The organism is Cupriavidus malaysiensis (genome assembly GCF_001854325.1).
GTDB lineage: Bacteria > Pseudomonadota > Gammaproteobacteria > Burkholderiales > Burkholderiaceae > Cupriavidus > Cupriavidus malaysiensis.
In genome coordinates this window covers 1,513,134-1,525,146 of sequence record NZ_CP017755.1, presented here as the reverse complement: position 1 = coordinate 1,525,146, position 12,013 = coordinate 1,513,134, and the positions used below count along the sequence as shown (strand labels likewise).

General features: G+C 66.6%; 12 protein-coding genes and 1 pseudogene. 5 read left to right on the top strand and 8 right to left on the bottom strand.

Annotated elements, in window-relative coordinates; translation table 11 throughout:
• The first annotated feature begins 91 nt into the window (after window positions 1–91).
• Entirely contained in the window at window positions 92–379 is a 288-nt protein-coding gene (locus tag BKK80_RS26350; RefSeq protein ID WP_231908139.1) for an AsnC family transcriptional regulator, read from the top strand.
• Between the two features lie 42 nt (window positions 380–421).
• Here the strand turns inward: BKK80_RS26350 and BKK80_RS26345 are convergent.
• Together BKK80_RS26345 and BKK80_RS26340 are read right to left on the bottom strand one after the other, a co-directional pair.
• Window positions 422–1,042, bottom strand: a pseudogene (locus BKK80_RS26345) (LysR substrate-binding domain-containing protein); the annotation flags it as partial.
• A gap of 102 nt (window positions 1,043–1,144) precedes the next feature.
• On the bottom strand, window positions 1,145–2,551 hold the full coding sequence (locus BKK80_RS26340) for a DUF1254 domain-containing protein (RefSeq protein ID WP_071071922.1): 1,407 nt from the start codon (window positions 2,549–2,551) through the stop codon (window positions 1,145–1,147).
• Between the two features lie 432 nt (window positions 2,552–2,983).
• Here BKK80_RS26340 and BKK80_RS26335 point away from each other — a divergent pair, with 432 nt between their 5' ends.
• From BKK80_RS26335 to BKK80_RS26320, 4 genes are all read left to right on the top strand, one after another.
• On the top strand, window positions 2,984–3,496 hold the full coding sequence (locus tag BKK80_RS26335; RefSeq protein ID WP_071039879.1) for a hypothetical protein: 513 nt from the start codon (window positions 2,984–2,986) through the stop codon (window positions 3,494–3,496).
• Window positions 3,497–3,655: 159 nt separating this feature from the next.
• Window positions 3,656–4,753, top strand: a complete 1,098-nt coding sequence (locus tag BKK80_RS26330; RefSeq protein WP_071071920.1) for a porin — start codon at window positions 3,656–3,658, stop codon at window positions 4,751–4,753.
• 495 nt (window positions 4,754–5,248) lie between these two features.
• Window positions 5,249–5,452, top strand: coding sequence for a CsbD family protein (locus tag BKK80_RS26325; protein ID WP_071020559.1), 204 nt, complete (start codon window positions 5,249–5,251; stop codon window positions 5,450–5,452).
• Window positions 5,428–6,453 carry a hypothetical protein gene (locus BKK80_RS26320; protein WP_231908140.1) on the top strand — a complete coding sequence of 342 codons (1,026 nt, stop codon included), beginning with the start codon at window positions 5,428–5,430 and terminating at the stop codon, window positions 6,451–6,453. Before BKK80_RS26325 ends, BKK80_RS26320 begins: the two co-directional genes overlap by 25 nt.
• Window positions 6,454–6,670: 217 nt before the next feature.
• On the opposite strand, the gene BKK80_RS35875 is transcribed toward BKK80_RS26320, so the two are convergent.
• From BKK80_RS35875 to BKK80_RS26300, 6 genes are all read right to left on the bottom strand, one after another.
• Window positions 6,671–6,889: a DUF2188 domain-containing protein gene (locus tag BKK80_RS35875; RefSeq protein ID WP_083384545.1), complete on the bottom strand. Its 219-nt coding sequence runs from the start codon at window positions 6,887–6,889 to the stop codon at window positions 6,671–6,673.
• A 180-nt stretch (window positions 6,890–7,069) separates the two neighbouring features.
• Window positions 7,070–7,402, bottom strand: a complete 333-nt coding sequence (locus BKK80_RS26315; RefSeq protein ID WP_071071918.1) for an ElaB/YgaM/YqjD family protein — start codon at window positions 7,400–7,402, stop codon at window positions 7,070–7,072.
• A gap of 88 nt (window positions 7,403–7,490) precedes the next feature.
• A complete protein-coding gene (gene ligD / locus BKK80_RS26310; RefSeq protein ID WP_071071916.1) occupies window positions 7,491–10,130 on the bottom strand; it encodes a DNA ligase D in 2,640 nt (879 codons plus the stop codon).
• Between the two features lie 264 nt (window positions 10,131–10,394).
• The gene (locus BKK80_RS37565) at window positions 10,395–10,487 is read right to left on the bottom strand and encodes a high-potential iron-sulfur protein (RefSeq protein ID WP_231908141.1); all 93 of its coding nucleotides are present in this window, start codon (window positions 10,485–10,487) and stop codon (window positions 10,395–10,397) included.
• A gap of 503 nt (window positions 10,488–10,990) precedes the next feature.
• Window positions 10,991–11,299 carry an amino acid ABC transporter permease gene (locus tag BKK80_RS26305; RefSeq protein WP_071020565.1) on the bottom strand — a complete coding sequence of 103 codons (309 nt, stop codon included), beginning with the start codon at window positions 11,297–11,299 and terminating at the stop codon, window positions 10,991–10,993.
• A gap of 255 nt (window positions 11,300–11,554) precedes the next feature.
• Window positions 11,555–11,740: a DUF3562 domain-containing protein gene (locus BKK80_RS26300; protein ID WP_071020568.1), complete on the bottom strand. Its 186-nt coding sequence runs from the start codon at window positions 11,738–11,740 to the stop codon at window positions 11,555–11,557.
• Window positions 11,741–12,013 lie beyond the last annotated feature (273 nt).

The window sequence follows — 12,013 nt, the reverse complement described above, 5'->3', positions numbered from 1 at the left end:
CAATTCTTGCGATCGATACAGATAAACAGGAAGGCAATTCCGCAGCCGCGCTGGTAAATTCATCTGAACGACAAACCACGCGGTGAACACCATGATGCCCTGCCTGCCCACCCTCCATCTGACCCTGCGCTGCACCGGTTCCGACCTGTTCGGGGCCCTGGAATGGGCGCTGGCCAATGCCCGCCGTACCGGCCTGAGCCTGCATTCGCTGCGGGTCGGCCAGGATGCCGCCACGCCCATCCGCCTGTCGGTGTGCGCCGAGGAGGCCGACCTGCTCGGGCTGTTCGTGCGGCGGCTGGAGAATGGCATGGACCTGGAAGTGCTGGGCGCGGACGAGAGCCATGCGGCGGGCGGCGCGCTCGCCCTGCAGGCCGCCTGAGCCGGCCGCCTGAACCGGGGCCGCACGCGGCGGCTGCCGCGCTCACGCCGCCGCGCTCTCCGGCAGCAGTTCGATGCCGTCCAGCTCGGCGGCGACGATATCGCGCACGATGACCATGAAATCGCGCACGTAGGGGCGCGCCGCGATGGCGGCCGGCACCGCCGCATGCAACTCGCTCCACAGGCCCTTGGCGCCGATGCGCTTGGCCAGCACGTAGTCGTGGTCGACGTAGTTCTTCACGCCCCAGTTGGGCAGCGCGGCCACGCCGCGCCGGCTGGCCACCAGCTGCAGCACGGCCACGGTCAGTTCCGCCGTGCGCCGCTGCAGCTTGATGCCGGCGGGCTCCAGCACCTCGCGGATCAGGTCGATGCGCGGCTCCGGCACCGGATAGGTGATCAGCGTCTCGCCGACGAAATCCTGCGCCCCGAGCCGGCGCCGGTTGCGCAGGCGGTGCTCGTTGGCGATCACCGCGAGGATCTCGAAGCGGAACAGCGGCGTCACCGACAGCGCGCGCCGGGCGGCCGGCTTCGAGCCCACCACCAGGTCGATCTCCACCTCCGGCCAGCGGCGCCGGAATTCGTCCATCACCGGCATCAGCCAGTCGAAGCAGGTGTGGCACTCCAGCACGATGCGCAACTCGCCGCGCGTATCGCCCTGCAGCCGGGCTCGGGGCGGTCCTTCTACGCAGGCCTGCGCTACAGGTTCTGATCGTCCTCGGCCGGCGGCACGGACCCGGCGGCGATGCCGGGACGGGCGGCGCCGGCGCTAGCGCTCGCGGCGCACCGGCGGCGGCATCCAGTTGCCATCCAGCGCCTCCGCCTTGGGCCAGTACAGCCGCATGGTGAGGCCGAACGGCCCGGCGGGCGCCGGCAGCCAGTTGGCCACGCGGGCGCCCTGCGGCCGTTCATGCTGGATATACAGGTCGAGCGAACCGTCGCGGTTGCGCCGCAGCCGGTCGCGGTCGCCCAGCGCGTAGCGGCCCAGCGGATTGGCGGCAAAGACATGCTTCTCGTCGTACAGCGTCAGCGACCAGAACGCGCGCACCGGCGGCAGCTGCCCCTTGGGGAAGTGCATCACATAGCGCGACGCGCCATCCAGCGGCTGGCCGTCGGCATCGGTGCGGGTGTTCGGGTAGAGCGCGTCCTGCGGCAGGTTCGCCCCCAGGCCGGTGCGCGCCACCACCGCGCGCTGCAGATAGGCGCTACCGTAGCTGCCCAGATTGCGCGCCACCTGCCAGCCACCTGTGCCGGCTGCCGGCCGCGCGGCTGCCTGGATCCGGGCCAGCGCGGCGGTGGCGCCTTCCTGCACGGCGCGCGCGGTCGACGGCTCCAGCACCGTGGTCTTGAACGGCTGGCCGGCGACGATGCCCAGGCGGGCCATCTTGGCCACCATCACGCCATCGCCGGGCAGCGGCGGGTTGGCCGGCAGCAGCTCCGCCAGCCGGCTGAAGAAGGCCTGGGCATCCATCTGCGCCACCTGGTCCGCCGGCGAGCCCTCGCGCGGCGACAGGGCCATCGGACCCTCGCGCGCCGCCGACTGGCCGGTGCGCCCCCAGGCGGACAGCGGCGTCAGCTTGAACTGGTCCTGCAGGCGGTTGACGGCGCCGTAGTCGCGCTTGCCGTTGGTCTGGATCCGGCCGATCAGCCACACCATCTGGCTCGGCGACCGGATCTCGACCACCCCCTGCGGCAAGCGGCCGGTGAAGGCCGGCCCGGTGATGGCATAGTCCACCGCCCGCCCGTCGGGGGCGGTGCGCGTCCCGGGCGCGGCGAACACATTGGTCCAGGCATCGAGCATCTGGACGAGGTAGTAGCGGCCCCGCATGGCCGGCACCGTCAGCACGACCGGCTCGTCGCCCAGGTTGAGCCAGGCGGTCGAGTACAGGGTGTCCGCGTTGGGGCTGACCACGTCGGTGAAGCTGGCATCCGGGAAGACGCGAGCGTGGTGGAAGGCGTTGGGGGGCGTCCGCGCGCTCATGGTCTCGCGCGTGACATCCATCAGCACCAGCGGATAACCGTAGACGAAGACTTCGCCGGCGAGGGCGCGCATGGCCGGATCCGGCTGCTGCGGCGCGCCGGCCGCGACCGGCCCTGAAGACATGCCACCGGCCGTGCAGGCGCACAGCAGGAGGCCGAGCACGGCGATGCCGGCGCGGCGAAAAATTGGATTCATGACCCCGTTCCCGTGTTTGTCCGGGCAACGCATCGTGGCGCCGGATGCCTGCCGGCGGCGCGCGTGTGCCTCTCTGTCGGCAAATGATGGAACCATTGCTTTCGCACTGTCAATCGGCGGCCCAAGGCCCTGCGCGCGGCAGCGAACACAGCGCGGCAGTGCCGGACTGCGCGTGGGTGTAGATTGCTACAGAATGGCGCCACATGAAGCGGAATTGACCGGCATAGCGTGGCGTTGCCATCAAAGCCGGCATTGCGCACCCCCACCAAGGGAGCCTTGACGGCACGGCGCGCCGCGTTACCATCACAGCGCGGGCCGCGCTGCGGCGACCGCAGCGAATCGACCGGCAGCAGCGCCTGCGGCGCGCGCGGCACGGCCGTGACAGCGTGCCACAAGCGCCCGCCGGAACCCAACCGGAGACCTGGCAGCACGATGAAACTCCCCTCTCCCAAGCAACTGCACAGGCTGCAAGCCCACGAAATCGACACCTTGCGCGCGACCGCCCAGCGCCTGGCCTATCCGCCAGCCTACCGTGCCGCGCGCATGCTCTTCATCGGCGCCGTGGTGTTCGCCGTGCTGTGCCTGAGCATCGGCAGCCTCGGCGCGCCCGAGGTCAGCGACGTCGGCATCGGCGCGGCAGTGCTGGCTGCCGCCGTCTTCGTGCTGCAGCGCCTCGTCGGCGGCAATCGCGAGAACCTGCCTGTACCACCGGCGCAACTGGAAGTCCTGCGTACGCAACTGCGCCCGCAGTCGTGGACTACACTGAAGCGACTGGCCAGTCGCCTGACCCACGATGGACCCGGCGACGGCATCGTGCGGGTGCGCACGCTGTGGATCTTCTTGTCGGAGTCCGTACCGGCCGAGGCGGACGAAGCGGCAGCCATGGACGCCGGCACGATTTCCGACCCGGACCCTGTCGACGCGCCCGACACCGGCAAACCCTGACTGTCCAAGGAGGCGAACAATCTATCTCCGGATCCGGCTTTGTCCTGCGTAGTGCTGCCGCTATAGTGGCGCCGCCGCAACACCCTGGTTGCTCCCTCCGTCCACGGGAGCGCGCAGGTGCGGCGCCGATAAGCATAAGATCGACAAAGGAAGGTCACGATGAAGAAATCCCGCGCCTGGCTGGCGCTGCTGCCGTTGATTCCCGGCAGCGCGCTTGCCCAAAGCAGTGTCACGCTGTACGGCATCGTCGATGCCGGCATCGAGTACATCAACAGCGTTCCCAACAGCGGCGGCGGCAGCTCGCTGGTCCGGATGTCGACCGGCAACCTGTCCACCTCCCGCTGGGGCCTGCGCGGCGTGGAAGACCTGGGCGGCGGCCTCAAGGGCGTCTTCGTACTGGAGAACGGCTTCGACCTCGACACCGGCAGCGCCAACCAGGGTGGCCGCCTGTTCGGCCGCCAGGCCTTCGTGGGCCTGCAGCAGCAATTCGGCACGCTGACCTTCGGCCGTCACCAGAACCTGCTGTACGACTTCTCCTCGTCGTTCGACCCGATGGTGATCGCGACCCGCTACTCGGTCATCATGCACGACAAATGGATGTCGGGGCGGGCGGACAATTCCATCAAGTTCTACGGTGCCTCGGGCCCGGTCAACTACGGCCTGCTCTACAGCACCGGCTACGACAGCCAGGCCGGGGGCGAGATCCCCGGCGCCTACAAGGCCGGCAAGGAATGGTCCGCCTCGCTGGGCTACGCCAGCGGTCCCTTCGCCATCGGCAGTGCCTACGACGAGGCACGCGGCAGCACGGTCGCGCTGCAGGACAATGTGGAACGGCGCGCCACCCTGGGCCTGTCCTACCAGTTCGGCCCGGCCAAGGTCCTGGCCGGCTACCGCTACTACCACGGCATCTTCGACAGCACCGGCACCTCGCTGCTGACCAATCTCTACTGGGCCGGCGTGCAGTACCGCGCGACGCCGGCGCTGACCGTGACCGGGGCCGTCTACTACACGGATGTCGCGCACACCTCGGCCGACCCCTACAGCTTCGTGCTGTCCGGCTCCTATGCGCTGTCCAAGCGCACCGACCTCTACACGATCCTCGGCTACGCGAAGAACCGCGACGGCTCGGGTCTCAGCCTGACGGGCCTCAATCCCTCGCTGAACCCCGCCGCCACCACGCTGGTGAACACCTCGGCGCAGGTCGCCAATGGCGAGAACCAGTTCGGTGCCATCGTCGGCGTGCGCCACCGCTTCTGAGCCGCCGTCGCGCCCGCTTCGGCGGCCGCCCTGCCCCTGCCGACGCCCCACGTCCGTGGGGATGAAAGAGTGGTCGCGCGGATTAGACTGGAACGCGGCCCACTGACGTGAGGCCCGTTCCTGTTCACACCCCCGCCGACCGGCGGGGGTGTCTTCTTCAGGGCAGCCAGCCCCACCATGTCGCGCACCACGCGCTGGCGCGACGCAGGGCAGCGCATGGCGATGATGCGTCCGGCGCTCATCTCATCTGCCTGGCCGAAAGGACGGCCGGCAAACCCCACGGCGCCATCCCCCACCGCGGCGACAGGGCTGCCGGGTCAGGATGACGCGCTTGCGCCGCCAAGGCCCGCTGTCGTCGGAATCATCTGACACAACTTTCGGAACTGCCCCTTCATCTTCCTCGCCCAGTCCGAACCTAACCTTGAGACACGGACAGGCGACGAGGCACGCTCAGGGAGCGCGGCCGGCCTGGGGCACCAATGGAAGGAGCCAGACATGAACTGGGATCAGATCGAAGGCAGGTGGGAACAAGTCAAAGGCAAGGTCAAGGAAAAGTGGGGCAAGCTCACCGAGAACGACATCACGAGAATCAACGGCAAGCGGGAGCAACTGATCGGCCGGATCCAGGAGCGCTACGGCTGCACCAAGGAGAAGGCCGAGGAAGAACTGAAGGCATGGGAGCAGGACGTACGCTGGTAGCCATCCGGTTCGGCCGCAAGGCAGTCAAGGCGCGGCCTGCAAGATGGCCCCGGCCGTCGGGAGCCGGCTGCCTGCCGGCAGGAAACCCTGCCAATCGGCCCGCAACAAGGTTGGCATGCACGCTGGCCGTTCTGGCGGCATGCTGCCTGCTGAGCCAGGGGGTATCGGCACAAGGCTCCGGCGATGCCACCGCCTTGCGCCAGATATACCAGAACCTCGTACCCGAGCTTGACCATAACGCCTTTCAGCGGCAGCTGTATCTCTATTCGGAGGAATCGCCATCCACGGTCAAGGGTGAAATCTACGCGGTGATGGACTACCCGTTCACGACAGTGCGCTACGCCCTGAATGAGAGTTCGCAAGGCCCGATGAACTGGTGCGATATGTTGATGCTGCATCCGAATATCAAGTACTGCCTCGCGTCGGATGGCAGCAGCGGAAGCACACTGACGGTGAACATCAGCAAAGAGGAGGCCCCCGAGAAACTCAGCAGCACGTCGCGCGTGCAATTCAACTACGACGCTGCCATCACCGGCCCGGAGTACTTCCAGGTAAGGCTCAATGCCGATAGCGGACCGTTGAACACGCGGGACTATCGGATCGTCATGGAGGCTACGGCGCTGGGTGGCCACCGGACGTTCCTGCATCTGACCTACGCCTACGGCTATGGTGTGGTCGGGCGGCTTGCCCTGAAAGGCTATCTGGCGACTTTCGGCCGCGGCCGGATCGGGTTCACCAACCTGGCGGATCCGTCCGCGGCGCAGCCGAAATACATCGAGGGGGTACGCGGCCTCGCGGAGCGCAACACCATGCGTTATTACCTGGCCATCGATGCCTATCTGGGTGCCCTATCGTCCCCCCTGGACAGGCGGTTGGAGCAGCGCCTGAGCAACTGGTTCAGCGCCAGCGAGCAGTACCCGCGGCAGCTGCACGAGATTGGCCGGCAGCAGTATATGCAAATGAAGCGAGACGAGTATCTGCGCCTGCAGACGAAGCCATAGCGGGCGGCAGATCCACGCTCTTCGCCGCCGCAGGAACGCCAGGAGGCACCTGCGTGGCGATGGCTGCGAGATGCTGTGGACTAGCGCTGTGGACTAGCGCTGTGGACCAGACACCGATGACCGCCTCTGCCAGGGAAGAGGCACAGCAGCATGCTTGTCCAGCATGCTTGTCGCGCAACGGGGTGCGCAACACGCATGGAATTCCCGGCGTTCCCGTTCAGCCTCGCTGCTTCACGGAAGCACGGGCCACGATATTCCGCTCAAGAAGCTGATCGTTGCGATCATGAATCAGCAATCCTACTCTGTTCCATTTCGCCAGCCGGGTGGCGACAGCAATGGCTTCTTCCCGCGATGGAAACCTCGTCAGGGTCCCGGGCCCCTCGATGACAATCGCCCACTCACTGTCGTGCCGGACAACATGGATATCGCCTGACATGGTTGTCTCCACAGCTACGATGATTGCTCCCCTTCGGGCACATCCCTATCGCGAAGATCTCTCGGCGCACCCGCGGCGCGCCGGCGTTCGCGCCTGCGGGCCATCCATCGGGAGGCCCCCCTCTTCTGCGCGCGAAGGCGCGTTTGGCGGCGACCTCGTCGCGGACAGAGATGGCACTGGCTACCGCCGATAGAGCGACAGCGTGACGATTGCACTGACGGCCGCCGCCACCGTGGCGGCGGTGCCTATGCATTGCCACGGATGTTCGCGCGCATACTGGTCGGTGCTGTTGGCCCATTGGGAGACGCGCTCCATGCCCGTCTGACGCAGCATGTCCAGTCGCCCTTGGAGTTCACGCAGCCGCATGCCGACCTCCGTTCCCGCTTGCGCCGCCTCCGTGCCGGCCTCGTTCGCGACGTCGCGCAAGAGCGCCTGCACGTCGGTGAGCAGTGCATTGACGTCGCGCGTCAATACATCCCTATGCATCGAATAATCGGTCCTGATGTCGTTCATCTTGCTCTCCTGTTTGCGCGGTCACCAGCGCGCACCGGGCAATGCAGGTGACTCGGTGGGTTACGTCCATGACAGCCTGCCTCGCCGCTCACCCAGGCGCGCTTGCCAGCCGGGCCGCAGCGCGCGAAATGGATTGGCGCGTCCGGGCATAGGCTTCCCATGGATCACGAGATGCCAGCGCTTCCAGCCGGCGCCCACAGTTGGAAACGCTCCACTCCGCGGCGCTCTCCAACGATTCCAGTTCATCCCAGCCTACAGGTATCGACAGGCCCAGACCAGGGCGCGCACGCACCGAGAAGGCCGCGACGGTGGTAGCCCCGATACCGTTGCGCAGGTAGTCGATAAAGATCTTCCCGACGCGCCGCTCAGCGCCGCGTTTGGCGACAAAGCGCTGCGGGATGAGCTTGGCGATATGCAAGACCACGGCGTGGGCGAAGTCCTTCACCTCGTCCCAGCCTGCCCTCGGCGTCACCGGTACCACGACATGCAGCCCCTTGCCTCCGCTGGTCTTGAGGAAGCTGACGAGTCCAAGTTCATCGAGCAGCGCCTTCACCATCGCCGCGCCCTCGCGCATATGCGCCCAGGACAAGCCCTTGCCGGGATCCAGGTCGAAGACGATACGGTTGGGCTTGGCGATACTGCGTTTGCTGGCATTCCAGGTGTGGAACTCGATCGCGTTGAGCTGTGCAGCCGCCACCAGCGCCGGTGCCGAGACGATCTCCAGCAATCCCGGATGTCCCGGCCACAGGCCGGCATCCAGAACATGGATACCGTCGACCCGCAGCGTGTCGCCATGGCGCTGGAAGAACTGCTCGCCGCCCACGCCGTCGGGAGCGCGCACCAGGGCGACCGGACGGTCACGCAGGTGCGGCAGCATCAGCGGCGCCACGCGCTCGTAGTAGCGCACGAGTTCTCCTTTGGTGATTCCCGTGGCTTGGTCGACGATGCGATCCGCGTGGCTGATGGCGACCCTCCCGCCCGCGGCAGTCGGCTTGTGCCCGTGCTTATGCTTGTGTGAAGGCCGTGCTGGCCCGGCGGGGACCTCGGCAGGCTGTTCGAGAATGACGGCAGATGCGGGCTTGTCACTGCGCAGGCCATGAAAAACCGAATGCCGCACCCGCCCATCACGCGTCCACGAACCGAACGAAACTTCGGCCACCAGTTTCGGGCGCACCCAATGCACGTTCAGCGATGCCGGCGGCGCGTCGAATGGTGTCGTGTCAGTGACCAGCCCATCCAGCTTGGCGCGCAAAGTACTGAGCATGCGCTCGTCGAAACCCGTGCCGACATTGCCGGCATAGCGCAGGTGCCCGTTGCTGGCATGCACGCCCAGCAGCAAGGAGCCAATACCGTGCCGGCTGCCCCTGGGGTCGGTGAAGCCTCCAATCACGAACTCCTGCCGCAGCGTGCATTTCAGCTTGATCCATGTCTTGCTGCGCGCGCTGACGTAGTGCGAATCGGCGCGTTTGCCGATGACGCCTTCCAGCTTCATGCGGCACGCCGCGTCCAGCATGTCAGCCGGGCCAGCCTCGAATTCCTCGCTGAATTGCAGGCGCGGCGAAGTATTGCGTTCGAAGAGCCGCCTGAGAAGCCCGCGGCGCTGCGCCAGGCGCACCTTGCGCAAGTCGTGGCCGGCGTAGAAGGGCAGGTCGAAGACGAAGTACTGGATAGCATCGACGGACGAAGTCCTGAAGGCGTTCTGCAACGCCTGGAAATCGGTCTCTCCATGCTTGCCCAACACCACGATCTCGCCATCCAACCAGCCATCGGGCAAGCCGAGCGCCCCGACGTCGCGCGCCACCGCTTGCAGCCTGGAAGTCCAATCGTTGCCCTCGCGCGTGAACAGGCGGACGCCCTTGCCGTCGATCCGCGCCAGCAGCCGATACCCATCGAACTTGATCTCATAGCGCCAGTCCTGCTCATCGGCGGGTGGCGTCTCGACCAGCGTTGCCAGTTGTGGCGACAGCGTCAGCGGCAACCGAGCCGCCCTGGCGCCGCGAGGCAGGGGCACGTCCTCTGCTGCCTTCGGCTTGCCTGACTTCCGCGCTGATGCGCCCTTGCGCGGCGCTCGCCCTGCCGCTCCGGAGAGGACACTGTCTGGCATGGCCTCCACCACATCGAGTTCCGTGATCGGCACGGAGGCTTCGTCGCGGCCCTTGATCAGCAGCCATGCATCCTGGTCCTTCTGCCTGTTGCCGTGCATGCGGACCAGCGTCCAATGGCCGCGCAGCTTCTCCCCGCGCAACTCGAACGTCAGCTTCCCGGCACGATAGGCCGCACGCGGGTCGCCCTCCGGGATCCACGCGCCACGATCCCATACGATGACGGTGCCCGCGCCATATTGGCCGGGCGGAATCACGCCTTCGAACTCGGCATAGTCCACCGGATGGTCTTCCACGTGCACCGCCATGCGCTTGTCGGCCGGATCGAGGCTGGGCCCCTTGGGAACGGCCCAGCTCTTGAGCGTGCCGTCCAGTTCGAGGCGGAAGTCGTAATGCAGGCGGCGCGCGGCATGTTTCTGAACCACGAAGGCAAGCGCTCTGCCATGCCTGCCGGCGACGCGGCGCGGGCGTGCCGCAGCCTCGTCGCGCGGCTCCGGCGTGGTCCGGAAGTCCCGTCGGCGCCGGTACGGCGCGAGCGCATCCTGCAGCCGCTTGCCAGTCGCTTGCTGCGCTTTCGCGGCAACGCCTGGTGCTGTTGCCGGAGCCTGCCGGATGGTCCTCGCCATGACGATGTCACCGGAAAAGAGTGCCGTGGTTTCAGCTTAGGCACTGCTTAGGATCGCTGAAATCGGCTGGCGTCCTACACGGCGTTCATCCTCCGCGTGCACATCCTTCCTGGTGGATGCTGCAGCGTTCGGATCTTCGCATCTTCGCATCTTCGCGCCGCGAGTGGAGTTGCCTCCGGTCCAACGCCTGCATGCGCCCCGATGGGCCTGGTGGCCATGGGCCAGCCCGCTCCGGCTGCACGCGGAGGAATCCAGGGGATCTGCTCAGGCTTGCTTCGTGCAGGAATTGCACCGGCCATTGGCTGAAACCTGCTTGCCACCGGAGACCGCGCAAGGACCCCACGCGTCGCCAGCCATGCCTTGAGAGAATTCACAGGTACATCGTGGCTCCGCTGCAAGCGCGTCGCTATCACGCCACGACATCGCGCCACGACATCGCGCCGCGGCTTGCCCCTCGGCTTCAGGACGCCCTCACCCTCTCAGCAGATACACCCATGTGAGATATGCCACGCCTGAGAGCAGCACGCATCCCGCAAGGAGCCGGCAATACCGCAACCGCGCCAGCGGTGGATCGGAACGGAAAAGATGTCTCATTGGCCGCGCTTCTCGTTCTCTCCAGGACATCTCTCGCTTCCCTTGCTTCCCTCGCTTCCCCGGGACCCCGCGCTACCTCCGTCATAGGCACAGACGCGGGCCCGGCGTGCCAGGCCCGTTTGCACGGAGAGCCATCGCAGCGGCCGAAGGCGGAGGGGAGGTGCGCCGATACGAAGCGGGATACAACAAAGGGTTACGCAAATGACTCACGTAACCCTTTGATTTGACGGATCGAGACCTCGCGATCCTGGCGGAGAACCGATGGATCAGGATTCCGGCTTCGCCGCCGGCTCCTCCTTCTTGGACTTGGTGTGGCTTCCCTTGGGCGGCTTGACCGCCTTCGCGGGCTTGGCCGGCTCGGCCGCCAGGTCGGCGCGGGTGCTCTGGTTCATGCCCTGCGAATAGGCATCGAACTTGTCGCCCGATTTCGCGCCCTGCGAATACGGGTCGAACTTGTCGCCCGCCTTGGCACCCTGGGAATAGGGATCGAACTGCTTGCCCGACCCTTGAGCGGAAGCCTGCAGGGCAAGGGCCCCCAGGCTGAGCGCAAGCGCTATCGACAACACGGTCTTCATTGCAACTCCTCCAAGCACAACGTCCGCCCGAACCGGCGCCGGCCGCGAAGGCCGTTGCGCTCCGTCCAGTCCATGCCGCCGGGCGGTCCGGCATGGAATCCACAGCGTGATCATTCGGGACACCAATGTCAATCTCCGTGGCGGCACGTCAGCGGCCGGCGCAGGCGGCACGCAACGACACCGGCACATGCGGCATGGCGCAGTGGCGCCGCCTGCACGCTCGTCCATTGCCCATTCGTCGAATGACCCGGTGAACTAGTGCAGCTTCCGGAAGCGCTCGCTGACGCGCTTGGCCGCGAGCAATGGCAGGAAATCGTGGAAGCGCGCCTCCTGCTTGAGGTCGTTCCAGGCTTCCTGGAAGGCATTTTCCACGTCGCGCAACGGCGTATCGGTCTGCTCGGCGATCTTCTCGATCAATTCCTTCTGCGACTGGGTATGCATGTTTCCCTCGACGTCGTGGCGGGCACAGGTCTGTGCCCTGCTGCGTCACCAGAGTATAGAGAGGATGCACGGGATGGGTTGAGGAATATCAAGCCTGCTGCGATGACACGCGCCTGCCATGGAGTGCCGCCAGACTGCTGCGCGATGGCCGGTGAAACATGCTGGGAATCACATCGCGCGCCTGCGCCGACGACAGCCATCCCGCGGGAAGGACCCTTCGCCAGCACACCTGCCGAGTGTGCGGCGGCCTCCCGTGTGCCTTCCATTGATGCA

Excerpts from the sequence above, each read along its gene's own strand:
- BKK80_RS26350 (WP_231908139.1), top strand. The coding sequence starts at position 92 with ATGATGCCCTGCCTGCCCACCCTCCATCTGACCCTGCGCTGCACCGGT.
- BKK80_RS26340 (WP_071071922.1), bottom strand. The coding sequence starts at position 2,551 with ATGAATCCAATTTTTCGCCGCGCCGGCATCGCCGTGCTCGGCCTCCTG.
- BKK80_RS26335 (WP_071039879.1), top strand. The coding sequence starts at position 2,984 with ATGAAACTCCCCTCTCCCAAGCAACTGCACAGGCTGCAAGCCCACGAA.
- BKK80_RS26330 (WP_071071920.1), top strand. The coding sequence starts at position 3,656 with ATGAAGAAATCCCGCGCCTGGCTGGCGCTGCTGCCGTTGATTCCCGGC.
- BKK80_RS26325 (WP_071020559.1), top strand. The coding sequence starts at position 5,249 with ATGAACTGGGATCAGATCGAAGGCAGGTGGGAACAAGTCAAAGGCAAG.
- BKK80_RS26320 (WP_231908140.1), top strand. The coding sequence starts at position 5,428 with ATGGGAGCAGGACGTACGCTGGTAGCCATCCGGTTCGGCCGCAAGGCA.
- BKK80_RS35875 (WP_083384545.1), bottom strand. The coding sequence starts at position 6,889 with ATGTCAGGCGATATCCATGTTGTCCGGCACGACAGTGAGTGGGCGATT.
- BKK80_RS26315 (WP_071071918.1), bottom strand. The coding sequence starts at position 7,402 with ATGAACGACATCAGGACCGATTATTCGATGCATAGGGATGTATTGACG.
- ligD (WP_071071916.1), bottom strand. The coding sequence starts at position 10,130 with ATGGCGAGGACCATCCGGCAGGCTCCGGCAACAGCACCAGGCGTTGCC.
- BKK80_RS37565 (WP_231908141.1), bottom strand. The coding sequence starts at position 10,487 with ATGGCTGGCGACGCGTGGGGTCCTTGCGCGGTCTCCGGTGGCAAGCAG.
- BKK80_RS26305 (WP_071020565.1), bottom strand. The coding sequence starts at position 11,299 with ATGAAGACCGTGTTGTCGATAGCGCTTGCGCTCAGCCTGGGGGCCCTT.
- BKK80_RS26300 (WP_071020568.1), bottom strand. The coding sequence starts at position 11,740 with ATGCATACCCAGTCGCAGAAGGAATTGATCGAGAAGATCGCCGAGCAG.